Origin of the sequence: Paucimonas lemoignei, from assembly GCF_004342585.1 — a bacterium.
Taxonomy (GTDB): domain Bacteria; phylum Pseudomonadota; class Gammaproteobacteria; order Burkholderiales; family Burkholderiaceae_D; genus Paucimonas; species Paucimonas lemoignei.
Genome location: NZ_SLZQ01000010.1, coordinates 1 through 25,531, shown reverse-complemented (window position 1 = coordinate 25,531; position 25,531 = coordinate 1). Strand labels below are relative to the sequence as shown.

The 25,531-nt window shown below is 59.4% G+C and carries 25 protein-coding genes; 17 read left to right on the top strand and 8 right to left on the bottom strand.

The genetic code is table 11. The annotated features are described in order from the left end of the window. The first annotated feature begins 25 nt into the window (after positions 1 to 25). The 17 genes from EDC30_RS14495 (at position 26) to EDC30_RS14415 (ending at position 16,275) form a co-directional block, all read left to right on the top strand. On the top strand, positions 26 to 553 hold the full coding sequence (locus EDC30_RS14495) for a COG4648 family protein (protein WP_243656799.1): 528 nt from the start codon (positions 26 to 28) through the stop codon (positions 551 to 553). Next, a complete protein-coding gene (locus tag EDC30_RS14490; protein ID WP_132259570.1) occupies positions 546 to 2,288 on the top strand; it encodes an ApeI family dehydratase in 1,743 nt (580 codons plus the stop codon). Before EDC30_RS14495 ends, EDC30_RS14490 begins: the two co-directional genes overlap by 8 nt. Then, positions 2,281 to 3,024 carry a glycosyltransferase family 2 protein gene (locus EDC30_RS14485; RefSeq protein ID WP_132259569.1) on the top strand — a complete coding sequence of 248 codons (744 nt, stop codon included), beginning with the start codon at positions 2,281 to 2,283 and terminating at the stop codon, positions 3,022 to 3,024. Before EDC30_RS14490 ends, EDC30_RS14485 begins: the two co-directional genes overlap by 8 nt. Continuing rightward, positions 3,021 to 3,992: an LpxL/LpxP family acyltransferase gene (locus EDC30_RS14480; protein WP_481347984.1), complete on the top strand. Its 972-nt coding sequence runs from the start codon at positions 3,021 to 3,023 to the stop codon at positions 3,990 to 3,992. Before EDC30_RS14485 ends, EDC30_RS14480 begins: the two co-directional genes overlap by 4 nt. Further along, on the top strand, positions 3,979 to 5,535 hold the full coding sequence (locus tag EDC30_RS14475; RefSeq protein ID WP_132259568.1) for an HAL/PAL/TAL family ammonia-lyase: 1,557 nt from the start codon (positions 3,979 to 3,981) through the stop codon (positions 5,533 to 5,535). The genes EDC30_RS14480 and EDC30_RS14475 overlap by 14 nt, the downstream gene beginning before the upstream one ends. After that, a complete protein-coding gene (locus tag EDC30_RS14470) occupies positions 5,528 to 5,956 on the top strand; it encodes an acyl-CoA thioesterase (protein WP_132259567.1) in 429 nt (142 codons plus the stop codon). Before EDC30_RS14475 ends, EDC30_RS14470 begins: the two co-directional genes overlap by 8 nt. Continuing rightward, positions 5,953 to 6,555 carry an outer membrane lipoprotein carrier protein LolA gene (locus EDC30_RS14465; protein WP_132259566.1) on the top strand — a complete coding sequence of 201 codons (603 nt, stop codon included), beginning with the start codon at positions 5,953 to 5,955 and terminating at the stop codon, positions 6,553 to 6,555. Before EDC30_RS14470 ends, EDC30_RS14465 begins: the two co-directional genes overlap by 4 nt. Next, complete coding sequence (locus EDC30_RS14460; protein WP_132259565.1) at positions 6,552 to 8,930, top strand: MMPL family transporter; 2,379 nt, start codon at positions 6,552 to 6,554, stop codon at positions 8,928 to 8,930. Before EDC30_RS14465 ends, EDC30_RS14460 begins: the two co-directional genes overlap by 4 nt. Further along, positions 8,927 to 9,481: a DUF3261 domain-containing protein gene (locus EDC30_RS14455; RefSeq protein ID WP_341539871.1), complete on the top strand. Its 555-nt coding sequence runs from the start codon at positions 8,927 to 8,929 to the stop codon at positions 9,479 to 9,481. Before EDC30_RS14460 ends, EDC30_RS14455 begins: the two co-directional genes overlap by 4 nt. Before the next feature lies 1 nt (position 9,482). Then, positions 9,483 to 10,661: a beta-ketoacyl-ACP synthase gene (locus tag EDC30_RS14450; protein WP_132259564.1), complete on the top strand. Its 1,179-nt coding sequence runs from the start codon at positions 9,483 to 9,485 to the stop codon at positions 10,659 to 10,661. After that, positions 10,633 to 11,115, top strand: coding sequence for a hotdog family protein (locus EDC30_RS14445; protein ID WP_243656798.1), 483 nt, complete (start codon positions 10,633 to 10,635; stop codon positions 11,113 to 11,115). The genes EDC30_RS14450 and EDC30_RS14445 overlap by 29 nt, the downstream gene beginning before the upstream one ends. Continuing rightward, positions 11,112 to 11,837, top strand: a complete 726-nt coding sequence (fabG, locus tag EDC30_RS14440; protein ID WP_132259562.1) for a 3-oxoacyl-ACP reductase FabG — start codon at positions 11,112 to 11,114, stop codon at positions 11,835 to 11,837. The genes EDC30_RS14445 and fabG overlap by 4 nt, the downstream gene beginning before the upstream one ends. Further along, the gene (locus tag EDC30_RS14435) at positions 11,834 to 13,063 is read left to right on the top strand and encodes a beta-ketoacyl-ACP synthase (RefSeq protein ID WP_132259561.1); all 1,230 of its coding nucleotides are present in this window, start codon (positions 11,834 to 11,836) and stop codon (positions 13,061 to 13,063) included. Before fabG ends, EDC30_RS14435 begins: the two co-directional genes overlap by 4 nt. A gap of 64 nt (positions 13,064 to 13,127) precedes the next feature. Further along, a complete protein-coding gene (locus tag EDC30_RS14430; RefSeq protein ID WP_132259560.1) occupies positions 13,128 to 13,577 on the top strand; it encodes an excinuclease ATPase subunit in 450 nt (149 codons plus the stop codon). Between the two features lie 111 nt (positions 13,578 to 13,688). Continuing rightward, positions 13,689 to 14,933, top strand: coding sequence for an NAD(P)/FAD-dependent oxidoreductase (locus EDC30_RS14425; protein ID WP_132259559.1), 1,245 nt, complete (start codon positions 13,689 to 13,691; stop codon positions 14,931 to 14,933). 68 nt (positions 14,934 to 15,001) lie between these two features. Then, entirely contained in the window at positions 15,002 to 15,601 is a 600-nt protein-coding gene (locus EDC30_RS14420; protein ID WP_132259558.1) for a LysE family translocator, read from the top strand. Between the two features lie 161 nt (positions 15,602 to 15,762). Continuing rightward, the gene (locus EDC30_RS14415) at positions 15,763 to 16,275 is read left to right on the top strand and encodes a hypothetical protein (RefSeq protein ID WP_132259557.1); all 513 of its coding nucleotides are present in this window, start codon (positions 15,763 to 15,765) and stop codon (positions 16,273 to 16,275) included. A 136-nt stretch (positions 16,276 to 16,411) separates the two neighbouring features. Here EDC30_RS14415 and EDC30_RS14410 read toward each other — a convergent pair whose 3' ends face one another. The 8 genes from EDC30_RS14410 to EDC30_RS14375 all read right to left on the bottom strand — a co-directional run bounded on the left by EDC30_RS14410 (position 16,412) and on the right by EDC30_RS14375 (position 25,341). Next, positions 16,412 to 17,122: a class I SAM-dependent methyltransferase gene (locus EDC30_RS14410; RefSeq protein WP_132259556.1), complete on the bottom strand. Its 711-nt coding sequence runs from the start codon at positions 17,120 to 17,122 to the stop codon at positions 16,412 to 16,414. 115 nt (positions 17,123 to 17,237) lie between these two features. Further along, positions 17,238 to 18,134, bottom strand: a complete 897-nt coding sequence (locus EDC30_RS14405; RefSeq protein WP_132259555.1) for a ParB/RepB/Spo0J family partition protein — start codon at positions 18,132 to 18,134, stop codon at positions 17,238 to 17,240. A gap of 35 nt (positions 18,135 to 18,169) precedes the next feature. Continuing rightward, complete coding sequence (locus tag EDC30_RS14400; RefSeq protein WP_132259554.1) at positions 18,170 to 18,940, bottom strand: ParA family protein; 771 nt, start codon at positions 18,938 to 18,940, stop codon at positions 18,170 to 18,172. A 97-nt stretch (positions 18,941 to 19,037) separates the two neighbouring features. Then, positions 19,038 to 19,733: a 16S rRNA (guanine(527)-N(7))-methyltransferase RsmG gene (gene rsmG / locus EDC30_RS14395; RefSeq protein WP_132259553.1), complete on the bottom strand. Its 696-nt coding sequence runs from the start codon at positions 19,731 to 19,733 to the stop codon at positions 19,038 to 19,040. A 12-nt stretch (positions 19,734 to 19,745) separates the two neighbouring features. After that, complete coding sequence (gene mnmG / locus EDC30_RS14390; protein ID WP_132259552.1) at positions 19,746 to 21,680, bottom strand: tRNA uridine-5-carboxymethylaminomethyl(34) synthesis enzyme MnmG; 1,935 nt, start codon at positions 21,678 to 21,680, stop codon at positions 19,746 to 19,748. A 302-nt stretch (positions 21,681 to 21,982) separates the two neighbouring features. Then, positions 21,983 to 22,747 (bottom strand): sulfite exporter TauE/SafE family protein, encoded by a 765-nt coding sequence (locus EDC30_RS14385; RefSeq protein ID WP_132259551.1) that lies wholly within the window; start codon positions 22,745 to 22,747, stop codon positions 21,983 to 21,985. A 673-nt stretch (positions 22,748 to 23,420) separates the two neighbouring features. Further along, positions 23,421 to 24,389: a branched-chain amino acid ABC transporter permease gene (locus EDC30_RS14380; RefSeq protein WP_132259550.1), complete on the bottom strand. Its 969-nt coding sequence runs from the start codon at positions 24,387 to 24,389 to the stop codon at positions 23,421 to 23,423. Positions 24,390 to 24,456: 67 nt separating this feature from the next. Continuing rightward, positions 24,457 to 25,341, bottom strand: a complete 885-nt coding sequence (locus tag EDC30_RS14375) for a branched-chain amino acid ABC transporter permease (protein ID WP_132259549.1) — start codon at positions 25,339 to 25,341, stop codon at positions 24,457 to 24,459. Between the last annotated feature and the right edge of the window lie 190 nt (positions 25,342 to 25,531).

Here is a 25,531-nt window from a genome sequence, read left to right as displayed (position 1 = left end):
AATCAAACGACGCGTCCTGACCGCATTGCCGGTCCTGGTCACGCTGCTCTACCCGCTGCTGGTCTGGCTGGGCCATGGCGAAGTGGAGCCGCGCTTGCTTGCCGGCGTGCTGGTGCTGGCCGCGGTGCTGCGCATCTTCGCGAAGGGAAGCGACAAGGCCGGCTTCTGGTGGCTGCTGGGCGCGTTGCTGCTTGCCGCAATGACGTTCTGGAAGAATGCCTGGATGCCGCTGAAGTTATATCCGGTATTGGTCAGTGCCGTCATGCTCGGCGTATTTGGTTATAGCCTGATTTCGCCGCCATCGCTGATCGAGCGCTTGGCGCGCATGCAGGATCCTGACTTGCCGCCGTATGCCGTGTCGTACACCTATCGCGTGACACAGGCGTGGTGCGTATTCTTTTTGATTAATGGAGCAATCGCGCTGGGCACGGCGCTGTGGGCGTCGCCTGCAGTCTGGTCACTGTATAACGGCGTGATTTCCTACGTGCTGATGGGCTGCCTGTTCGGCGGCGAGTATCTGGTCAGGCTTCGAGTAAAACGCAACAATGGCTAATCGCTTCAACATTCTTGATCTTCCCGGCAGCGGGCAAGAGCCGAACCGGGTGGTCGGCTGGCGTAACGGCCAGGCGGTATCCCATGCCGAATTGGTGACGCGCACGTCACAGTGGCGCGCCACGTTGCAGAAATCGCCCGATCGCAACGTCGCACTGTTTTTCCATGACAGCCTTGAATTCGCCGCGGCGCTGCTCGGCGCCTGGCATGCGGCGAAGACGGTCTACCTGCCATCGGATACGCTGCCGGCGACCTGCGCCTCGTTGCGTACGCTGGTCACGCAATATATCGGCGATTTTCCGCCTGATTGCCAGCCGGTAGGCGTGCCGGCGGATGACGCGGCGAGCGTTGCCATTGATGACTTCGGTATGCTGGATGCGAACTTCACTGGCTTGGTGGTGTTTACCTCGGGCAGCACGGGCACGCCGCAAGCCATTCCGAAGAAGCTGTCGCAACTGGCAACCGAAGTCGCCACGCTTGCGCAACTGTTCGGCAAGGAGTTCGACAACGCCGCCGTCATTGCGACCGTGTCGCACCAGCATATTTACGGGCTGTTATTCAAGGTGCTGCTGCCGCTGGCATATGGCAGCCCGATCGAAGCGATCAGCCTGAGTTACCCCGAGCAGATTGCCGCCGCCATTGCCATGCGCGACTCGGTCCTGGTGGCGAGCCCGGCGCATTTGAAACGCTTGCCGGACACTTCGATCTGGGACGCCGGCACGCAGCGCTTGCGCGCCATTTTTTCCTCCGGCGGGCCGCTGCCCGAAGATGTCGCGCATGCCACCGCGCGCCTGCTTGGCCGCATGCCGATCGAGGTATATGGCAGCTCCGAAACCGGCGGTATCGCTTGCCGCCAGCGCCATGCCGATAACGGCGACGAATGGCAACTCATGCCCGGCATCGAAGCGCGCATTGCCGAAGATGGCGAATCGCTGGAAGTGTGCTCGCCGCATTTGCCCGACGCGACATGGTTCCGTTGCTCGGATCGGGCGCGCATGATCGATGCGCGCCGTTTCACCCTGCATGGGCGGGCCGACCGTATCGTCAAGATCGAGGAAAAGCGGATCTCGCTGGACTTGATGGAAACGCGGCTGCGGCAGTCGGCGCTGGTGGCGGAAGCGCGGGTAGTGGTCGCGGCCGGCAATCGCGATCGCGTCGCGGCGTTTGTGGTGCTGTCCACTGCCGGCCGCGACGAACTGGTTAAGCAAGGCAAGCTGGCCTTGAACCTGTTCCTGCGCGAGTGGCTGGCCGAATGCATCGAGCGCGTGGCGTTGCCGCGTAGCTGGCGCTATCTTGATGCCTTGCCGGTCAATGCGCAAGGCAAGACGACCCAGGCGGATTTGATGGCACTATTGAACGACACTGTAGCGCAGGAAAGCGACCGGGCCACCGGGCCGCGCACCGCGCTGCTGGAAAAGGACGCGACGCGCGCGCTGTTTGCCCTGGAAGCGGCGCCGGAGCTTCCGTGTTTCGACGGTCACTTTCCGCAAACGCCGATCTTGCCCGGCGTCGCGCAAGTGCAGTGGGCGGTACAGATGGCGCGCGACAGCTTCGCCCTGCCTGCCGAATTTTGCGGCATTCATGCGCTGAAATTCCAGCGCGTGATTCGTCCCGCCATGCCGTTTTCGCTGGAAATGCAGCATGACCCGCTCAAAAACAGCGTGTCGTTCCGCTATTTTTCAGCCGAGGGCAACCATGCGAGCGGCAAGCTGATGTTCGGAGCGGCCCATGTTTAAGCCTTGCGTCGTCATCCCTGTGTATAACCACGAGCATGCCATCGGCGCCGTGACGCAGGCGGTATTGGCAACCGGCTTGCCATGCGTACTGGTGGACGACGGCAGCACGCCACAATGCGCGCAAGTGCTGGACGACATCGCCAAAGCATCGCCGCAGCAAATCATGCTGGTGCGGCATGCGCACAACCAGGGCAAGGGAGGCGCGGTGCTGACCGGTATCCGCCACGCCGCCGATGCCGGCTACACCCATGCCTTGCAAATCGATGCCGATGGCCAGCACAACGTCGCCGATATTCCTCGCTTCATCGAACAGGCGGCGGCACATCCCGCTTCTGTCATCGTCGGTTATCCGCAATACGACGAATCGGTGCCGGCAGTTCGCCTGTACGGCCGCTATCTCACGCATGTCTGGGTATGGATCAATACGCTGTCGCTGCAGATCAAGGATTCGATGTGCGGCTTTCGCGTCTATCCGGTGGCGCCGGTGCTGGAGCTTACCAAGCGCCACAGAATCGGTTCGCGCATGGATTTCGATACGGATATCCTGGTGCGCCTGAGCTGGGAGGGCGTGGATATGGTCAACGTCGGCACGCGTGTCGGCTATCCGACCGATGGCGTGTCGCACTTTCGCATGGTGCTCGATAACGTGCTGATCTCACGCATGCATGCGACGCTATTCTTCGGCATGTTGCTGCGGGCGCCGAAACTGTTGGCGCGCAAATGGAGCAGAGCGTGAGCCAGTCGATGCCTGCCGCGCCGCGCCGCCACTGGGCGCACATCAATGAAGCCAGCTTCGTGGCAGGCATGCGCTTTCTTTTCTGGATTTGCCGCACTTTCGGGCGCTGGCCATTCCGTCTATTCCTTTACCCGGTGCTGACCTGGTACGTGTTGACCCAGCCGGCAGCGCGCGCGGCGTCGTCGGATTATCTGCGCCGCGTGCGCAATCATGGCAAGCTGGAATGGATCAATCCCGGCTTGGCAGGCGTGATGCGCCACTTTGCCGCGTTTGCCGAATGCATCCTCGACAAAATGCTGCTGTGGGGCGGCCACACCAATTTCGGCAAGGTCGCCTACTTCGGCGAAAAGCAGCTCGACGACGATATTGCCAGCGGTCGCGGCGGCTTGTTGATTTGTTCGCACTTCGGCAACCTCGAGCTTTGCCGTGTATTGGCGCGTCAACGCGGCGGGATGAAGATGACCGTCTTGGTGCATACCAAACATGCGCGCAAATTCAATCAATTGCTCGGACAGCTCGATCCGGAAAGCCAGTTGAATTTGCTGCAAGTGACGGAAATGTCGCCGGCGACCGCCATGCTGCTTAACGAACGTGTCAGCCGGGGCGAGTTCGTGGTGATTGCCGGCGACCGCGTGCCCGTCACTTCCGGCGCCCGTACTTGCGAAGCGCAATTCATGGGGGCGCCGGCAGCCTTTCCGGTGGGGCCGTATGTGCTGGCGAGCCTGCTGCAGTGCCCGGTGTACATGCTGTTTTCAATGCGCAGCGGCCGGCGTTCGGAAATTCATTTCGAACGCTTGCGCGATAGCGTCCGCCTGCCGCGCAAGGGGCGCGAACAGGCATTTGCCGAACTGGCACAAGACTATGCGGCACGGCTGGAGCATTTCTGCCTGCGCGCTCCATTCCAATGGTTTAATTTTTTTGAATTCTGGCGTATGCCTGACAGGGAATCCACCGATGCATCCTGCTGACCTGAAAAACACTTCACGCGCTGTCCGTTTCGACCAGGAACGTCTGCAGATCGAGGATATCGCCGATATCGCCGCTGGCCGCGCGCGCGCCACGCTGTCGCAAGCGCCGGAATTCCGCGCGACGATTACGCGCGGCGCGGAATTTCTTGACCGCCTCTTGCGCGAAGATGGCGTCATCTATGGCGTGACGACCGGTTATGGCGATTCGTGCACGGTGACCATTCCGCCCGATCTGGTGGCGGAACTGCCGCATCACCTGTACACCTACCATGGCTGCGGCCTCGGCGCTTATTTCGATGCCGAGCAGACACGCGCCATCATGGCGGCGCGCCTGGCTTCGCTGTGCAAAGGTTACTCGGGCGTCAGCGTGGAATTGCTGGAGCAGATCGTGCGCCTGCTGGATAAGGACTTGCTGCCGCGGATTCCTTCCGAAGGCTCGGTCGGCGCCAGCGGTGACTTGACCCCGCTCTCCTACCTGGCGGCGGTGCTGTGCGGCGAGCGCGAAGTGCTGCGCGACGGCGTCGAAGTGCCGGCTGCGCAGGCATTGCAAGATGCCGGTATCACGCCGCTGCGCCTGCGCCCGAAGGAAGGCTTGGCCATCATGAATGGCACGGCGGTGATGACGGCCTTGGCATGCCTGGCCTATCAGCGCGCCGAATACCTGACCCGGCTTTGCACGCGCATCACCGCGATGGCGTCGTTTGCGCTGGATGGCAACGCCCATCATTTCGATGCCACGCTGTTTTCCGTGAAGCCGCATCCGGGCCAGCAGCAGGTGGCGGCATGGCTGCGCACCGATCTGCAATGCGAGCAAACCCAGCGCAACGGCAAGCGCCTGCAGGATCGTTACTCGCTGCGCTGCGCTCCGCACGTCATCGGCGTACTGGCCGACGCCCTGCCCTGGCTGCGCGACTATATTGAAAACGAGCTCAACAGCGCCAACGATAATCCGATCATCGATGGCGAAGGCGAGCGCGTGCTGCATGGCGGTCATTTCTACGGCGGCCACATTGCCTTTGCCATGGACAGCATGAAAAATGCCGTCGCCAACCTCGCCGACCTGATGGATCGGCAGATGGCGCTGCTGGTCGACAGCCGCTACAACAATGGCTTGCCTTCCAACCTGTCCGGCATGCAGGGGCCGCGCGCGGCGATCAGTCATGGCTTGAAAGCCTTGCAGATCAGCGTCTCGGCCTGGACCGCCGAAGCGCTCAAGCAAACCATGCCGGCATCGGTCTTTTCGCGCTCGACAGAATGCCATAACCAGGACAAGGTCAGCATGGGCACGATCGCCGCGCGCGATTGCCTGCGCGTGCTGGAATTGACCGAGCAAGTCGCCTCTGCCTTGCTGATCGCAGTCATGCAGGGCAGCCTGCTGCGCCAGCGCGTCAATCCGGAGGTGGCGCCGCAAGCTTCCCTGCAAGCGATGATCAATGCGCTGTCGAATGATGTGCCGATGATTGAGGAAGACCGTCGCCTGGAGCCGGACTTGCGCGTGCTGCTGGCGCGTATCCGCACCCATGCCTGGAAGCTGTATGAGTAAGACGCAGCACAAGTGGACTGCCGAGATCGACCTGCAGGTGCAGTTCTTCGATCTCGACCCGATGCAAATCGTCTGGCATGGCCACTACGTCAAATATCTCGAGCAGGCGCGTTGCGCATTGCTCGAGAAGATCGGCTACAACTATCCGGACATGAAAGCTTCCGGTTACATGTGGCCGATCATCGATATGCAGTTGCGTTACATTGGCGCCGCCACCTTCGGGCAGATCATCAAGGTCAGTGCCACGCTGGTGGAATGGGAAAACCGGCTGAGAATCAATTACCTGATCACCGATGCGCAAAGCGGCAAGCGCCTGACGCGCGCCACCACGACGCAGGTGGCGGTGCATGCCGAAACCGGCGAAATGTGCTTCGTCTCGCCGCCTGTGCTATTTGAAAAATTGGGAGTACAACCAACATGAAACGCCTATTTGTCTGCTTGTCGCTGGCGCTGGTCGCGGCATCGGGTTTCGCGGCCGTGCCGGTCGCGAAGATCCAGGCATTGCTGGCCAAGCCGGATGTCATGTGCGGCCGTTTCGATCAGAGCAAGCAGCTGGCCGGGATGAAAAAACCCTTGCTGTCGAGCGGACGCTTTTGCGTGGCGGCGGGCAAGGGCGTCTTGTGGCGTACCCTGCAGCCTTTCCCAAGCACCTTGCGTTTGACGCGTGATGAAATCCTGCAAATGCATGGCGACCGCGTTGCCGTGCGCGTGGATGCCAAGCAGGAGCCGACCGTGCGTGTCATTAACAACATGCTGTTCTCGCTTCTGGCGGGCGACCTGGCACAACTGGAAAACCTGTTCGAAGGCGAAGGCAAGGTACAGGACAAGCAATGGTCAGTGGCGCTGAAAGCGCGCGATGCCGGTCTGGCTAGAGTCATTGCCGGCGTGTCGCTGGAAGGCGGCGCATTCGTCAAGCAAATCACGCTATTTGAGGCCAATGGCGACCGCACCAGCATTACTTTCTCGGCGATGCAAACGGGCGAAACCGCTCTTGCACCGGAAGAGGCGGCGCAATTTTGAAACGGCTTCCTCTTCCCGCCCTGCTATGGGCCATCGTGGTGACGCTATTGCTTGCGTATGGCGCCCACCTTTGGCTCAATCAGCGGCTCGCGCCCGATACCGATATCCTGACGCTGTTACCGGCGCAGGAACAGGATCCGGCCGTGCAGCAAGCCTTCAAGCATATGGCGGACTCGGCGCAGCAAAAAGTCATCGTGCTGGTTGGCGCCAAGAGCTGGGGTGAAGCCAAGCGTGCCGCCGATTCGTATCGTGCCGTACTGTCGACGCATGACAATCTGCTGCAATTTACCGACCGGCTCAGCGACCAGACCCAGCAGGATTGGCTGAGCCTGTTCCAGCAGCACCGATTGGTATTGATGACGCCGGCAGATGAAGAAGCCTTGCGCACACAAACCAAGCAACAGTGGGTCGATACTGCGCTGGCCAAGCTCTACAGCCCTTTCGCGGGTCCCAAGGTCGGCGCGTGGCAAGATGATCCCTTCGGCGTGTTTGGCGGCTGGGTGCAGGCGCGCGCCCAGGAAACGCCGGTGCGTCCGCGCGATGGCCGCCTGTTCGTCGCCGATACCGAGAGATCCTATGTCGTCATGCCGATCAACCTGCTGGTGCCGGCATTTTCCATGGATGCGCAACAATCCGTCACACCGCTATTGGCCAAGGCCCGGCAAGCCGCCGTCAATGCCGCGCCCGGTGTGGAAGTACTGGAAGCCGGCGTGATCCTGCATGCCGCCGTGGCTGGCAAACAAGCCAGCAGCGAGATGTCCACGATCGGCTTGGGCTCGCTGGCCGGCATCGTGCTGCTGATCTGGTTCTCGTTCCGCTCGCTCAAGCCGCTGATCTATGTCGTGCTGTTGCTTGGCGTCGGCTTTCTCGGCGCGCTGACGCTGTGCCTGCTGCTGTTTGATCGCGTGCACCTGCTGACTCTGGTATTCGGCGCCACCCTGATCGGCGTGGCGCAGGATTACGGCATCTATTTCCTCTGCCATCGTCTTGGCGCGGATGCCGGCATGACCTCATTCCAACTCGTGCGCCGCCTGCTGCCAAGCTTGGCTCTGACGCTGCTGGCGGCCGTCATCGGCTACACCGGCCTGGCCTTGACGCCATTTCCGGGCTTGCGGCAGATGGCGGCGTTTTCCGTGACCGGCTTGCTGTTTGCGTGGATGACCGTGGTGTGCTGGTATCCGGTGCTGATCGGTCCGGCGACCATGAAGAACACGGGTCAGGCGCAAACCTTCTTGGCGATGCTGTCGCGCTGGCCCGTATTGCGCGCCGACCGCAAGACGCTATTGGCGCTGCTGGCCGTGGCTGCGCTGATCGGATTGGGCTGGTCGCGCCTTGGCGTCAATGACGATATCCGCTCGCTGCAAAATCCGCCCAAGCATCTGATCAATGAACAGATCAAGCTGGGCAAACTCCTGGATGCACCAACCCCGGTACAGTTCTATCTCGTGCGTGGGCAAAGCGCCGAAGTCGTGCTGCAGCGTGAGGAAGCCTTGAAGCGTCGGCTCGATCCATTAGTCGGCAACCAGACGATTTCAGGCTACCAGGCTATTTCCAACTGGGTGCCGTCGCCGCAGACGCAAGCAGAGCGGCGCAAGCTGGTAACTGACAAGCTGCTGGCTAGTGACGCCGCCTTGCCAGTTCTGGCAGCGCGCATCGGCGAGGATGATGAGTGGGTGCGCGCCGTGCGCGAGCGCAGCAGTTCGGTGCCAGAATTGACGGTCGAGGCCTTCATGCAGTCGCCCGCCAGCGAACCCTGGCGCCATTTATGGCTGGGGCGGCTTGGCGATGGCTATGCCAGCATCGTCGCCGTGCGCGGCCTGACCTTGGCCAAGCTGCCTATCTTGCAGCAAGCGGCCAGCGGACTCGACGGCGTGCAATGGGTCGACAAAGTAGCGGACATTTCTTCGCTGCTGGGACGCTACCGCCAGTACATGGGATGGGCGCTGATGTTTTCTTACATTGGCGTCTTCTGCCTGCTGTTCGTGCGCTATCGCACGGCGACGTGGCGCGTGCTGGCGCCCACCGCGCTTGCCAGCGCCATTACCATCGCGCTGCTGGGTCTTGCCGGCCACCAGCTGCAACTCTTCCATGTGCTGGCCCTGATGCTGTTGCTCGGGATCGGCGTCGACTATGGCGTGTTTTTCCAGGAGCGTCCGGATCGCCGCGAAGCTTCTGCGTGGATGGCGGTCAGCCTGTCGGCAGCCAGCACGCTGCTGTCCTTCGGCTTGCTGGGCTTGAGCAAGACGCCCGCCCTGCAAGCGTTCGGCTTGACCATGCTGCTCGGTACCGCGCTGGTCTGGATGATCGTGCCCTGCTTTGCCCGTGAACATAAGACTGTGACACCGGTGCGGCAAATGGAGAATGTATGCGAATGATGTTGCGAAGCCTGATTCTTTGCGCCGTTGCCGTGCTGGCGCTGGCCGGCTGCGCTACGCCACGGCCACAGCAACCGGCCCGCCTCGGCCTGCGGCTGGCCCCTGCCGCGCTCGGTACCTCAATCCAGCTGCAGCAGCGCCTGGCGGTCGAGCGAGATGGCCGCACCGATTATCTGGAAGGCGCGCTGGAAGTCGATAGCGAGCATGTCAGCATGATTAGCCTGGCGCTTGGTCAGCGCGTGATGAGCCTGGAGTTCGATGGCCGCGAATTGAAGTCATGGCGCCATGCCCTGCTGCCGGAGCAAGTGCGCGCGGAAGACGTGCTGGAAGATATCCAGCTCACCTACTGGCCGGCCGGTGTCATCCGCAGCGCCCTGCCCGCCGGCTGGCGCATCCAGGATGAAGGCATGCGGCGCACGCTCTGGTCGAATGACGCCAAAGTCCTGGAAATCGATTACAGTGCCGAGCCGCGCTGGAAGGGGAAAGTCGTGCTGACCAACCTGCGCTACCAGTACCAGCTCACGATTCAATCGGCACCCATGGGTCCGTAACATGATTTATTTAAACCATCTTGGCATCATCTGCGCCCCAGGCAACTCGCGAGAGGAAGTCTGGCGGCGCGTATTCGAATCGGCAGAAAGCGGCATTACGCCGACCGAACAATATTCGCCCGGGCGCACTCTGCCGCTTGGCTGCGTGAACGCTGCGCTCCCGGCCATCGGCCACCTGCCGCTGCAGCAGCGCAGCCGCAACAACCAGTTGGCGCTGGCAGCCCTGGCGCAAATCCGCACCGAGGTCGACGCGGCCATTGCCCGCTTCGGTGCCAATCGCATCGGCATCATGATCGGCACCAGCACTTCCGGCATTGCGGAAAGTGAAGCGGCGCTGCGCGAACACGTCGCGAGCGGCAAGCTTCCTGATACTTACCACTATGGCCAGCAAGAGCTCGGTTCACCGGCGACGATGCTGGCGTCTGTCCTTGGCACGAACGGCCCAGCCTATGTGCATTCCACCGCCTGCGCCTCCAGCAGCAAGGCCATGGCCAGCGCGGCCCGCTTGCTGAACATGGGTCTGTGCGATGCCGTGATTTGCGGCGGCGTCGACTCGCTGTGCGCCTTCACGGTTGCCGGCTTCGCCTCGCTGGAATCGGTCAGCGACGTTCGCTGCAATCCGCTCAGCGCCAACCGCAAGGGCATCAATATCGGCGAAGGCGCCGCGCTGTTTCTGATGACGCGCGAACCCGCCGCAGTCGCCCTGCGTGGCTGGGGCGAGTCTTCCGACGCTCACCACATGTCCGCGCCCGACCCCGCCGGAACCGGCGCAACCATCGCCATGGAAAAAGCCCTGGCGCGCGCCGGCATTAAGTCGGCACAAATCGATTACATCAACTTGCACGGCACTGCCACGCTACAGAACGATGCCATGGAATCGCGCGCGGTGCATGGCTTGTTCGGCAATGATGTGGCGGTCAGCTCGACCAAGGGCTTCACCGGCCATGCCCTGGGTGCCGCCGGCGCGATCGAAGCGGCATTGTGTTGGCTGGCCATGCAGGATGACAATGCCGAAGGTGTATTGCCGCCGCATTTATGGGATGGCGAGCGCGACACTGGTTTGCCGGCATTGAATGCGGTCGCGCCGGGCACGCGTCTGGGCCGGCGGGTGGAGTGGGCATTGAGCAATTCGTTCGCCTTTGGCGGCGCCAATGCGGCGCTGGTATTCGGAAGAGGTTGAGATGACTTATCCGGATATCCGATTGCTGGTGCCGCATGGCGGGCCGATGGTGTTGCTGGACCGGGTGATTGCGGTGGACCAGGAAAGCCTGTGCGCCGAAGTGACGATCCGGCCCGATAGCATGTTCGGTAGCGCCGCCGGCGTCGGCGCCTGGGTCGGCATCGAATACATGGCGCAGGCGATCGCCGCGCATGCCGGCTATGAAGCGTATCAGCGAGGCGAACCTGTCAAGATCGGCTTCTTGCTGGGGTCGCGTCGCTATTCCTGTGCGAAGTCGATGTTTGCCGTCGGCAGCGTGCTGCGCGTGCATGTTGTCCGGCTGCTGATGGCTGAGAATGGCCTGGGCTCGTTCGAATGCCGCATTGAAGATGAAGAGGGCGTGGCGGCGACCGCCACAGTATCGGTATTTTTGCCTGCGAATGCAGAAGAATTCCTGAATGGGAGCGTGGAGTGAACAAGAGCGTGTTGGTAACGGGTTCCAGCCGCGGCATCGGCAAGGCGATCGCCTTGCGCCTGGCGCGCGATGGATTCGATGTGGTGCTGCATTGCCTGAGCCGGCGCACCGAAGCGGAGGAAGTGGCACAGAGCATTGCCGCGCTCGGGCGCAATGCGCGCGTGCTGCAATTCGATATCGGCGATCGCCAGACCGCTGAAGCGATGCTGACGGCAGACGTGGAGCAGCATGGCTGCTACTACGGCGTCGTGTGTAACGCTGGTGTGGCGCGTGACAATGCCTTTCCGGCCATGCCGGGCGATGAATGGGACATGGTTTTGAAGACCAACCTGGATGGTTTCTATAACGTCCTGCATCCTTTGATCATGCCGATGGTACGCCGCCGCAGCGCCGGCCGTATCGTCACCCTCGCTTCGGTATCGGGATTGACGGGCAATCGCGGCCAGGTGAATTACAGCGCCGCCAAGGCAGGCATCATCGGCGCCACCAAGGCGCTCGCGCTGGAACTGGCTTCGCGCAATATTACGGTCAACTGCGTCGCGCCCGGATTGATCGAGACCGACATGATCAGCGACGTGCCGATGGAAGAAGCCTTGAAACTGATCCCGGCCAAGCGCGTCGGCAAGCCGGAAGAAGTGGCGGCGGCCGTCAGCTTTCTGATGGCGGAAGACGCTGCCTACATTACCCGCCAGGTTATTTCGGTCAATGGAGGATTGGCATGAAGCGTCGCGTCGTCGTCACCGGCATGGCCGGCATCAGCCCGCTGGGCAATGACTGGCCAAGCATCCGCGCAGCGCTGGGCAACTACCGCAATGCCGTCAAGCGCATCGAACAATGGTCCGAATACGAAGGCTTGAATACGCAGATTGCCGCTCCTGCCGCGCCATATGAGCTGTCGGAGCGCTACAACCGCAAGAATACCCGCAGCATGGGCGCAGTCGCCTTGATGGCCACGCGCGCCAGCGAACTGGCCCTGGCTGACGCCGGCTTGCTCGACGATCCCTTGGTGACCAGCGGCTGGATGGGTATTTCGTATGGCTCTTCCGCCGGCACCACGCAAGCGATCTGCGGCTTCGGCAAAATGCTGGAGGAAAAAACCACGCGCGGCATCAATGCCACCACCTACATCAAGATGATGGCGCATACCGCGCCGGTCAACATGGGTGTATTCCTCGGCGTGACCGGCCGCGTGATCACGACGTCGAGCGCCTGCACCTCCGGCAGTCAGGGCATCGGCTACGCCTATGAAGCCATCCGCAGCGGCCGCCAGCGCGCCATGATCGCCGGCGGCTCGGAAGAACTGTGTCCCACCGAAGCGGCGGTGTTCGACACGCTGTTCGCCACCAGCGTGCGTAACGATGCGCCCCATACCACGCCCAGCCCATTCGACGCCAATCGCGATGGCCTGGTGATCGGCGAAGGCGCCGGCTCGCTGATCCTGGAAGACCTGGAACATGCCCAGGCGCGCGGTGCCAAAATTTATGCCGAGATCGTCGGCTTCGGCACCAACAGCGATGGCTGTCATGTCACCCAGCCCAACCCGGATACGATGAAAATCGCCATGGAACTGGCGCTGGACGACGCCGGCCTGCCACCCTCGGCGATCGGTTACGTCAATGCCCATGGCACCGGCACCCAGCATGGTGATGTCGCCGAATCGCAAGCCACCGCGCAAGTGTTCGGCAACAGCATGCCGATCAGTTCACTGAAGAGTTACATGGGCCATACGCTCGGCGCCTGCGGTGCGCTGGAAGCCTGGGCCAGCATCGAGATGATGCGCGAAGGGTGGTTTGCGCCCACCATCAACTTGAAGCAACTGGACCCGGCATGCGCGCAGCTCGACTACATCGTGGAGCAGGGCCGGCGGCTGGAATGCGAATATGTCATGTCGAATAACTTCGCCTTCGGCGGCATTAACACCTCGTTGATCTTCAAGAAGTGGAATTAGTTTGTCATTACCGTTTTAACTGCAACACCCTCAACTTGTCTGAAACTCGAAAGGAGCAATAACAATGAAAAAATGGATTTCGTCGTTTGTGGTTTGTGGTGCTGCACTGGCCGCTGTAGGCAATGTTCACGCTCGGGATACCAAGCACTTGCTGCCGATTGAAACAGCGATGGCAGTCGCAGATAGCAAGGATAAGCTGGAAGGAAACGTGAAGTTTTACTTCGGTAATCAGAAGTCGCCCAAAGTCCTCGCCAAGCTCGGCTCCGATAGCACCAGCAAAAAAACCAATGCTTTCGGCAAGTCCGATGAAACGGCTTGCAACTGGGCGTTTTTGTCGGCACTAGTACAACTGGAGAAACGCGCCATCCAGCTTGGCGCCAATGCCGTGGTCAATGTCGTCAGCAACTACCAGCATAATGTCTACTCCAGCCCGACCGAATTCGAGTGCCATGCTGGCGGGATCATGGCCGGTGTGGCATTGAAAGGGGATTTCGTCAAAATCGCCAACAAGTAACCGCCTCTGCCGTCCATCGTCATGTCGCCGGTGGACGGCGAATCTGATGTGGCGCAGACCATTGAACAACCTGCCACAGCCGTTTCTGCCTTACCGAATCGAATCATCCTTATGAATCAACTCCACGACGTCATTATCATCGGCGCCGGTCCATCCGGATCGATCGCTGCCGCCAACTTGGTCAAGCGCGGCTACAAGCCATTGATCCTGGAACGCGCACTCTTTCCGCGTTTCTCGATCGGCGAGAGCCTGCTGCCGCATTGCATGGAGTTCATCGAAGAAGCCGGTTTGGTCGAGGCGGTGCATGCCCAAGCCGATGAAAAAGGATTCCAGTTCAAGAACGGCGCCGTATTCAATTATGGTGAGCAGCACAGCACCTTCGATTTCACCGACAAATTCTCGCCGGGACCCGGCACCACCTACCAGGTGCGGCGCGCCAACTTCGACAAGCTGCTGGCGGATGAGGCGGAAAAAGCCGGCGTCGAAATCCGCTACCAGCAAGAGATCGTCAATGCCGACTTCGCCGGCGCACAACCTGAGCTGACCGTGCGCGAACATGCCAATGGCGGCGAATACACCATCCGCGCGCGCTTCGTGCTCGACGCCAGCGGGTTCGGGCGCGTGCTGCCGCGCTTGCTGGATCTGGAGGCGCCATCGAACTTCCCGGTGCGCCAGGCCATCTTCACCCATGTCGAGGATCGCATCCGCTCGGAAGATTTCGATCGCAACAAAATTCTCGTCACCGTCCATCCGAGCAACCGCAGCGTCTGGTACTGGACCATTCCCTTTGGCGACGGTCGCGCATCGCTCGGCGTGGTCGCCGAACAAGCCTACTTCGATACCATCCCCGGCAGCCCGGAAGAAAAGCTGCGGCAAATCGTCGGCGAAGCGCCCAGCCTGGCTCGGCATTTGAGGGATGCCGTCTACGACACGCCCTGCCAAGTCATTACCGGCTACAGCGCGAATGTGAAGTCGCTCATCGGCCCGGGCTATGCGCTGCTCGGTAACGCCGGCGAATTCCTCGATCCGGTATTTTCCTCCGGCGTCACCGTCGCCATGAAATCAGCCAGTCTGGCTGCAGCCGTGCTCGATCGCCAGCTGCGCGGTGAGACGGTGGACTGGGAACAGGAGTTTTGCATTCCGCTCAAGCAGGGCGTCAGCACCTTCCGCACGTATGTGGAAACCTGGTACGACGCTTCATTCCAGGATGTGATCTTCCACGAAAATAAAACGCCCGAGATCAAGCGCATGATTTCATCGATCCTGGCCGGCTATGCCTGGGACCAAAACAATCCTTACGTGGCCCATAGCCGGCGGCGGCTGGAAGCGCTGGTGAGTGTCTGTCGTGCCGCCTGATACGGAGGAACTGGAAAGTATGCGTCCGCGCGCCGCCGCGGCGTTAACGTCTTCCAGCCCGGCTCGCCATGACGATTGATCCCCAATTCCTGACATTCGCGGTCAGCACGGCGCTCATTCTGATTACGCCGGGCCCGACCAATACCTTGCTTGCGACGGCTGGCCTCACGCTTGGCATGCGCAAGGCGCTGCGCCTCTTGGCTGTCGAGCTTGCCGGCTATGTTTTGGCGATTTCGACGTGGGGCATCTTTCTCATTTCCCTGCAAGAGCACTATCCGTATCTGGGCACCCTGCTCCGTTTCATCGGCAGCGGCTATCTGCTGTATGTCGCGGTAAAGATGTGGCGTGCGGCCAAGGCGCTGCAGACGTCGCCGCACGCGTCGATCAGCGCCCAGGCATTGTTTACGGCCACGCTGCTGAATCCGAAGGGATTGGTCTTCGCTTCCGCGGTCTTTCCGGCGCAGGCATTCGATGATATCCAGGTTTATTGTGCCGCGATGGCGGTGTTCGGTTGCCTGCTGCTGCCGATTGGCTTTGCCTGGATTGCGTTTGGTGCGACCCTGCGCAGCGGGAAACTGGCGCGTGTGAACCCGTTCAACTTTCAGCGGGCAGCGGCCCTGCTACTCGGCCTGTTCTCGGTCTCGATGGCCTGGGCGGCCATTTCCTGACGATGGCAATACACAGGACGGCGTGAAATCCGCCTGGGCCGGCATGGCTGCCTCACATGGGACGAATGCTGGTTTTAGCTCTGGTCCTTGTGTCGCATTGCCAGTCGCTTTATCTTTATGTCCGGCGTCTTTTCACATAACGACTAAAACGGAGCAGCAAGATGAAAAAAGCAATAACAATGGCATGGCTCGGCATATCGATGGCGGCAGCCCTTGCGCCGGCACAGGCGCGCAATGACAAACTCATGGTGCCGATTAGCGATGCCCTGAAAGTACCCCGCGCCGTAGATGCGGCAGCGATACCGGTTTCAGCGGCAATCCAGATTAAAAGTCCTGGGGTGCGATATAAGCCCGACGATTCGGTGAAATTCTATTTTGGGCCACAGGCGTATCCTGAATCAGCGCAAAAGCTCGGCATGAGGCAAAGCGTGGGCAAGGAGCCGATTGAGAATAACGATGATGTGGCCTCCTGCTTCGCCTCGTTCAACGAAGCCTTGGTGAAGCTGCAGAAGCACGCGAGGAAATTCGGCGCGAATGCCATTGTCAATATCACCAGCGCCAACGCTAAAAATGGTCAGCAAGTCTCCAGCGCGACTGATTTCGAATGCCATGCCGGCAGCTTTAGCACGGCCGTCACGCTCAGAGGCGAACTAGCCCGAATCAGCGAACAGTGATTATCGATCGCCATCCGCCCATCGGTGGCTGGCGATCGTGGCTTTGCCAGAATACGCATGCGTGGACATGGCCATTCGAGCGGCGAGCGGTAGGCAGCAATGACACGAAGTAGTCGCGTTACGCCTGGTGCCCTATCTACGCTTGCGGCTTGAAGGCCACCAGGTTCAGCAAGGTTTCTTCGCGCTGACCGAATGGCGGCGTCTTCTTGATCCCCAGTCGATTCAGCAAGCCGAGGTCACTGCGGCTCCACCATAGATACGGATAAGAGATTTTTTCTTCCGGCACCTGGAAGCCCGCCTGGCGAATCAGCGCCAGGTATTCCTCGGCCGTTTTCTGCACTTCCATCGGATGGCGGAACAAAAGTCGAATAATCCAGGAATGGATGTAGGCACGGGTCGACTCGGCAAACAGCAGCTTGCCGCCCGGCTTGAGCACGCGGAAAAATTCGGCGATCGCCTTTTCCTGCTCCACCAGGTGATGAAAGGTCTGGTGGCAGAACACGATATCGGCACTGTTGTCGGGCAGCGGAATCGCCGCCCCGGTGCCGAGCAGGGTTTCCACTTGCACGCCATCGGCTTGGGCTTGATTGCGCGCCACTTGCAGGATTTCTGCATCAGCATCGATGCCGATCAGTTTTTGCGGATTGAAGCGCTGCTTAAGCAAAGCGAACGATTTGCCCTGTCCGCATCCGACGTCGACGATCGTGCCATAGGCTTGTTGTTCATCCTTGCCGATCAAGCGGACCAGGTCGGCAATCGCGACTTCCAGCACGTGTTTAAGCCATGTTTCACTGCCGAGAAACCAGATGCCAAATCGCGTCTCCGGCACAAATGCGTAATCCTTCAAGCTGCCCTCTTTTTGATTTTGTGAATCGATGCATTGCTTGTAGCTCCATGCTTCAACCAGAATGAACTTGCCGCTCGGTCGGCAAAGGCATTAGTGCTACCGGCTCATTTTGTAATTAATTGTTTGGCGTATCGCCACGCAATCTTGCGATAACCCCATCCAGGGCATCGAGATCGGCAAAGTCGATCAAGACTTGCCCGCGATTCTTCGCGCCGACCTTGATGGTAACCGTCGTGGCCAGCGCATCGGACAATTCTTCTTCGAGGCGCTCGATATCGCGGCTCTTGCTGCGGCCTTCGGTTTGCCTTGCGCCCTGCTCGCTGCTGGCGCGTGCCACCAGTTTTTCTGCTTCGCGCACCGACAGGCGCTTGGCTGCGATCTGGTTCGCCAAGGTGATCTGGGTGGCGGCGTCGACGGCCAGCAAGGCACGCGCATGGCCCATGTCGATATCGCCCGCCATCAGCATGGTCTGCACCGGCTTGGCCAGATTCAACAGGCGCAACAGGTTGGAGACCGCGCTGCGCGAACGGCCTACCGCGCCTGCCGCTTGCTCGTGGGTGAAATTGAAGTCGGTGATCAAGCGATGGATGCCCTGCGCTTCTTCGAGCGGATTCAAATCCTCGCGCTGCATGTTTTCGATCAGCGCCATGGCGGCAGCAGCCTGGTCGTCGACATCCTTGACCAGCACCGGCACTTCATTCAAGCCGGCGATTTGCGCGGCACGGAAGCGCCGCTCACCAGCGATGATTTCATGCGTCACGCCGCCGCTGGCCGCCACCGGCCGCACCAGGATCGGCTGCATCAAGCCCTGGGCCTTGATCGATTCCGCCAGCTCGTTGAGCGCGCCTTCATCCATGCGTGTGCGCGGCTGGTATTTGCCGGCCTGGAGCTGCGCCACCGGCATGACATTCGGCGCGCCGGCGGTGACCGGGACCTCTTCCATCATGTCACTGGAGCCCCCCAACAATGCATCCAGGCCGCGGCCCAATCCCTTGGTTTTTTTGGTTGCCATGATTTGTTATCCGTCTTCTTTTTTGTCGCTGCCGCTTACATCGTCTTGATGCGTTCCACCATCTCTTCGCCAAAGGCGATATAGGCTTGCGCCCCCTTGGAAGATGGATCGAAGGTCACGCCGGGCACGCCATACGAGGGCGCTTCTGCGAGGCGCACGTTTCGCGGAATCAGAGTCTTGAATACCTTGTCGCCGAAGTGCTGCTCCAGCTGCGCCGAGACTTGCTGCGACAAGGTCATGCGCGGGTCGAACATCACGCGCAAGAGGCCAATGATTTTCAAATCCGGGTTGAGCTTGGCATGCACCTTCTTGATGGTGTTGACGAGGTCCGACAAGCCTTCCAGCGCATAGTATTCGCACTGCATGGGAATGACCACGCCATGCGCCGCGCACAAGCCGTTCAGGGTCAGCATTGACAGCGCGGGCGGGCAATCGATCAGGACGAAGTCGTATTCGGCATCGACGACCGCCAGCGCATCCTTCAAGCGCTTTTCGCGGTTGTCCAGTTCGACCATTTCCACTTCGGCGCCGGCCAACTCACGATTGGCGGGCAAGACATCAAAGCCGCCCGCATCGGACCGCTGGCGTGCACCGGCGACGTCAGATAAGCCAAGCAAGACTTCATACACGGAAGCGGTCAGCGTGGCTTTGTTGATGCCGGCGCCCATGGTGGCATTGCCTTGCGGATCCAGGTCAACCAACAAGACACGCTGTTCCAGCCTTGCCAGGCCTGCCGCCAGATTGACTGCCGTGGTGGTTTTGCCGACCCCGCCCTTTTGGTTGGCCACACAAAAAATTTTCGCCATATGCTTTATATAGTTGTCAATTTGACACCGCCCGCGCAACTGATGCGATTGCATTGATCAGTTGCGTGACAATGGCCACTCGCCCCTGGTACTACCTTTACACCGTCTCGCCCTGCCCGCTCGCATTCACAGTTTGGCCGTCGCGCTCGATGAACACGAGGTGACGCTGCGCCTGCAAGCCAGGCACGTGCAAGGCTTGCACCTTGCTGACTTGCCAGCCAGCCGGCAAGCGGCTGATTTCGTCTACCGGCTCCACGCCTTTCATGGCGATGAAGCGACCGTCCTGTGCCAGCACATGCTGCGACCAGATGACGAAATCCTTTAACTCGGCAAACGCCCGCGAAGTGATCACATCGAAAGGCTGATCGACTTTCAGCGTTTCCACCCGCGCGGTATAGACGGTGACATTCGCCAATCCCAGCTCGCTCTTGGCCTGTGTCAGAAAAGCCGTTTTCTTATGCACGGTATCGATCATCGACACGCGCAGATCAGGCTGGCATTCCGATGCCCAGGTCGCCAGCACGAGACCGGGCAAGCCGCCGCCGGCACCGACATCCAGCACATTGCGCGCCCCTGCAAACGCCGGCAAGGCTGCCAGGCAATCGAGCACGTGCTGCGTCAGCATCTGCTGCGGCTCGCGCACGGCAGTCAAGTTATAGACGGCATTCCATTTGCTCAGCAAAGCCAGGTAATCCAGCAATTGCCCGATCTGCCGATCGCTTAATGCCAGTCCCAGTTCTTCAGCGCCCTGGCGCAAGTGGCGCGCAAACGCGTCCCGATCGAATGGTTTCATCGGCTATCGCTCTCAGGCCGCAGCCGGCGCATCACTGCCGCTATTGGCAAAGCCCTTGAAGCCACCCTTTTTCAGGTGCACCAGCAACAAGGAAATCGCGGCTGGCGTGACGCCGGAAATGCGCGAGGCTTGGCCTAAAGTTTCAGGACGATGCTTGTTCAGTTTTTGGCGGACTTCGATCGACAAGGCTTTCACATCCATGTAGTCGATGCCATCCGGCAATTTAAAATTCTCGTAATGGTCATGCCGTTCGACTTCGCGCGCCTGGCGGTCGATATAGCCGGCATATTTGATCTGGATTTCGACTTGTTCTTTCACGGCTTCATCGAGCGCGGTATCGCCAGCCACCTGGACTTCGCCGGCTTGCATGCCCATCAGGGTATCGTAATTGACGTTCGGCCGGCGCAGCAAGTCGGCCAGCGAGTATTCCCGCTCGATTGCCTTGCCCAAGATACGTTCGGCTTCCTGCTCCGCCAGAATGCGCGGGTTGACCCAGGTGGACTTCAGGCGCTCGACTTCTCGTGCCACCGCTTCGCGCTTGCGCTCGAACGCTTCCCATTGCGCATCGCTGACGCAACCAAGCTCACGGCCGATTTCCGTCAGACGCATATCAGCATTATCTTCACGCAGGCTCAGGCGGTATTCCGCCCGGCTGGTGAACATGCGGTACGGCTCTTGCACACCCTTGGTGATCAAGTCATCGACCAGCACGCCCAGATAAGCCTGGTCGCGGCGCGGGGTCCAGCTGTCACGGCCCTGGGTCTGCAAAGCGGCGTTGATACCGGCCAGCATGCCCTGCGCCGCAGCTTCTTCATAGCCGGTGGTGCCATTGATCTGGCCGGCAAAGAACAAGCCTTGGATCGCCTTGGTTTCCAGTGAGGCTTTCAAGCCGCGCGGGTCGAAATAATCGTATTCGATGGCATAGCCCGGGCGCAGGATATGCGCATTTTCCAGGCCGCGCATGGAGCGCACTAGGTCGAGCTGCACATCGAACGGCAAGCTGGTCGACACGCCATTGGGATAGAACTCGTTGGTGGTCAAGCCTTCCGGCTCAAGGAAAATTTGATGCGAAGTCTTGTCGGCAAAGCGATGAATCTTGTCTTCGATGGAGGGGCAATAGCGCGGCCCTACTCCTTCAATGACGCCGGTGTACATCGGGCTGCGGTCGAGGCCGCCGCGAATGATGTCATGCGTACGCTCGTTGGTATGCGTGATCCAGCAAGGCAATTGGCGCGGATGCATGTCTGCCGAACCCATGACGGAAAATACGGGAACGGGATCCAGGTCGCCGGGCTGCTCTTGCATGACGGAAAAATCGATCGTGCGGCCATCAATGCGGGGCGGCGTACCGGTTTTCAAGCGCCCTTGCGGCAGCTTCAACTCTTTCAAGCGCGCTGACAGGGAAACGGCTGGCGGATCGCCAGCACGGCCGGCAGCGTAATTATTCAGGCCGACATGGATCTTCCCATCCAGGAAGGTACCAGCCGTCAGCACCACGGCACGGGAACGAAAACGGATGCCAACCTGGGTGACAGCACCGACGACCCGCTCGCCTTCCACCATCAAGTCATCGACTGCCTGCTGGAACAGCCAGAGGTTCGGCTGGTTTTCCAGCCGACGACGGATCGCTTGTTTGTAAAGAATCCGATCAGCCTGGGCGCGGGTAGCGCGCACGGCTGGGCCTTTCGAGGAGTTAAGGATACGAAACTGAATCCCGCCTTCGTCGGTGGCAATGGCCATTGCCCCGCCCATGGCATCGACTTCGCGCACCAGATGGCCTTTGCCAATGCCGCCGATCGATGGATTGCAGGACATTTGCCCGAGGGTTTCGATATTGTGCGTCAACAACAGGGTTTTTTGACCCATCCGCGCCGAAGCCAAGGCTGCCTCGGTGCCGGCATGACCGCCGCCAACGACAATAACGTCAAATTCCGTAGGAAAGAGCATGGTGTGTTCCAGTACCGCAATAAACTGCTGAGCCGAGATTATAGAGGCTTTTGATGAGTGTGTTTCGACTGTGGCGTGAATTGTTTGGTTTCACGTGAAACATTTTCATTAATGCATCCTGATGCATTGTAGGTCATTGCATTTAACGCAGACAGTTTATCCGCAGCGCGACATTAGCTAACTATACCGACCTTCGCCCTTTTGCTATGTTTCACGTGAAACATAGCATCACCCAACTTGATGGCGCATGATGCCAGCTATAAAACTTGTCTAAACTACGGACCACATCTCCGTCGTGTCCGCTAACGCAAAAATGCATCGTACGCCGACTTAATAATCAAGACCGACACCACCAACAAAAAAACTTGTCGCACCAATCCGCTACCATGCCGCAATGCCAGTCGGCTACCCAAGACCGAACCAGTTACATTACAGACCGCCATGGCTAAACCCAGTGCCCATAACACATGGCCACTATAGCCAAACCAAATCAACGCCGCCAAATTACAAGCCACATTGACGATCTTCGCCGCTGCCGACGCCCGCAAGAAATCAAAGCCAAAAAACCGTACAAATAAAAAAATCAGAAAACTCCCTGTGCCCGGGCCGAAGAAGCCATCATAGAAGCCAATCCCCGCCCCGACCAACAAGGCCAATCGCCGTTCGGTACCGCCTTGGTGAACAGGTGCATGCGTCAAGCCGAGTCCCCTGCTTCTCCAGGTATAGATCAACAGGCAAACCAGTACAAAGGGCAATAGTTTTCGCAGCAACACCCCTGGTAACCAAGTCACGGCGTAGGCGCCAAGAAAGGCAAAGAAAAAAGCCGCAACGGTTGCCGGCCACACCGTATTTCCTTGCAAATTCACCCGCCGGTAGAAATTCCATGCTGCCGTTCCCGTACCCCAGATACTGGCAAACTTGTTCGTCCCTAATAGGGTCGCCGGCGTTGTAGCCGGCATAGTTGAGAATAAAGCCGGGATTTGAACAAGTCCGCCGCCTCCGCCCATTGCGTCGATCAATCCAGCAAAAAACGCTGCACTCATCAGCAGAAAAAATTGTTCGCTCATGTGTGAAAGTAAATCAGACAATCAACCAGAGCATATCAAGGCAACGTGCTCGCCTCTACCGACGAGCAAAAATTCAAACAATTCGAAGATTCAAGCAAACCTGTCCGATAGGCGATACAACCGCCGGCGATCTCCACCGCAAAGCCAACAGTTCAACAGTACCCTGCCGCGACAAGCAGCAGACGAATACCAACTCGCTTGACGCCATAAAGACCTTCAGCGGATTACGCGGACGACCAGATAGCAGGTCCGCGAATACGGGCAAATTAAAACAGGAGAGACACGAAGCAAAATTAACCGTAACCGCGTTAACATCATCGGGAGTCCGCGGGAGACTACCACCGGGAAAGAAAGCGACCATCTTCCTTATCGGTCAAGATTCGGATGGATCAGCACACGCTTTTTAACCAGATACACATGACTCGCCAGAACAGCGCTCAGCCGCTAAGCAAGCTCCAATTAGCATTCGCAAAACCAACTCCTAGTGCCTTATCAGCCGCTTACACCGGCGATACACTCACGCCAATAGAACAGCTCCCCCTCGCCAGCATAGGAGGCAAACAGGCTGCGTAAATGTACAAACCGCGACGCCAAAAACACTGCGGGCGGTAAGCCACCTTTCAGTAGCTTACCGCCCGCAGCAGAACCAGCGGCGAATACCGCCAGATTTTACTTAAGCGCGCTTACGGCTGAAGTACGCCATGAACTCGCCGACAATACCGCGGCGGAATGCCAAGACGCACACGATAAAGATAAAGCCGATCACGATATTGACCGATTCACCCAGGGACCGGAACCACTCGATGGTAGTGACATTGGCCAGGAAGGTACCGATGTCACCCAGCTTCGATTCCAGGATCACGATCACGAAAGCGCCGACGATCGGGCCAGCGATGGTCCCCAGGCCACCGACCAGGGTCATCAGCACGATCAGACCGGACAAGCTCCAGTGAACGTCGGAGAGGGTTTCAAAGCCCAGCACCAGCGTCTTGGTGGAACCGGCCAAGCCAGCCAGCGCCGCCGACAGCACGAAAGCCAGCAGCTTGTACTTGTCGACGTCGTAACCCAGCGAAATGGCGCGCGGCTCGTTTTCTTTCACGGCTGCCAATACTTGGCCGAACGGCGAATGCACCGTACGGACGATCAAGGCAATGCCAGCCACGAAAATTGCCAAAACGACAAAATACAGCGTGAAGTCGCTACCCAGATCGAGCACGCCAAACAGCTTGCCGCGCGGTACACCCTGCAAGCCATCTTCACCGCCCGTGAACGGGAATTGCAAGCACAGGAAGTAAATCAGCTGCGCGATCGCCAAGGTAATCATGGTGAAGTAGATGCCCTGGCGACGAATCGCCACCACGCCCATCAGCCAACCGATCACCGCGCCAGCCAGGGTGCCCAGCACCAGGCCAATTTCCGTCGGCACGCCCCACACCTTCAGCGCATGACCGGCCAGATAGCCGGCACTGCCGAAGAATGCAGCGTGGCCGAACGACAGCAAGCCCGCATAGCCGAACACCAGATTAAAAGCGCTGGCAAACAAGGCGAAGCACAGCATCTTCATCAAAAACACCGGGTAGAAGAAGAACGGCGCAATCAATGCCGCTGCCAATGCCAACCCGTAACCAATTTTTTTGTTCATAAATCCCACCGTTTGCCCTTGAGAGCGGCCCGTGCCACTTTGATCCTTGCCCAACACCGCGCTCATGTTATTTCACCTTGCCGAACAGACCTGCCGGACGAACCAGAAGCACGATGATCATGATGATGAACACCACGGTCGACGACAATTCCGGATAGAACACGCGAGTCAAGCCTTCCACCACGCCCAGCAGCAGGCCAGTGATGATCGAACCCAGAATCGAGCCCATGCCACCGATCACGACCACTGCAAACACGACGATGATCAGGTTGGAACCCATCAGCGGCGAGATTTGGATAACCGGAGCTGACAGCACACCGGCGAAAGCAGCCAGCGCGACGCCGAAGCCGAAGGTCAGCGTCACCATCAGCGGCACGTTGATGCCGAAAGCTTCCACCAGTTTCGGATTTTCCGTACCGGCACGCAGGTAAGCGCCCAGCTTGGTTTTTTCAATCACGAACCAGGTCGCCATGCAGATCGTCACGGACGCCAGCACCACCCATGCGCGATAATTCGGCAGGATCATGAAGCCCAGGTCGGTCGCGCCGGACAACGCTTCCGGCACCGAGTAAGGCTGGCCGGATACGCCGTAAATCGAGCGGAACACGCCTTCAATGATCAGCGTGACGCCAAATGTCAGGAGCAGGCCGTAGATATGGTCGACCTTATAAAGCCAGCGCAACAACAGGCGCTCGATCAGGATGCCGAAAATTGCCACGATAATTGGCGCGGCGATCAGCATCACCCAGTAATTAATATCGAAGTACGCCAAGCCCATCCAGGCCAGGAAGGCCCCGAGCATGTACAGCGCACCGTGAGAAAAGTTAATAACGTTGAGCAAGCCGAAAATCACGGCGAGGCCCAATGACAACATTGCATAAAATGACCCGTTAACCAGACCCAGTAACAACTGGCTCAACATGGCTTGCAGGGGAATGCCGAATATTTCCATGGCAGATCACAAAGAGAAAATTCACCCAAGATGGGCGATGAAACTTGAAAAGCGGCGCGCCGCAGGGCGCACCGCAAGCTTGACACTACTTACTGCTGATTACTTCCAGAGAGCGCACTTGGATTCGGCCTTGGTCATGTAGGCCTGGTCACCCGGGATGGTCTGGATGACTTTGTAGTAATCCCACGGT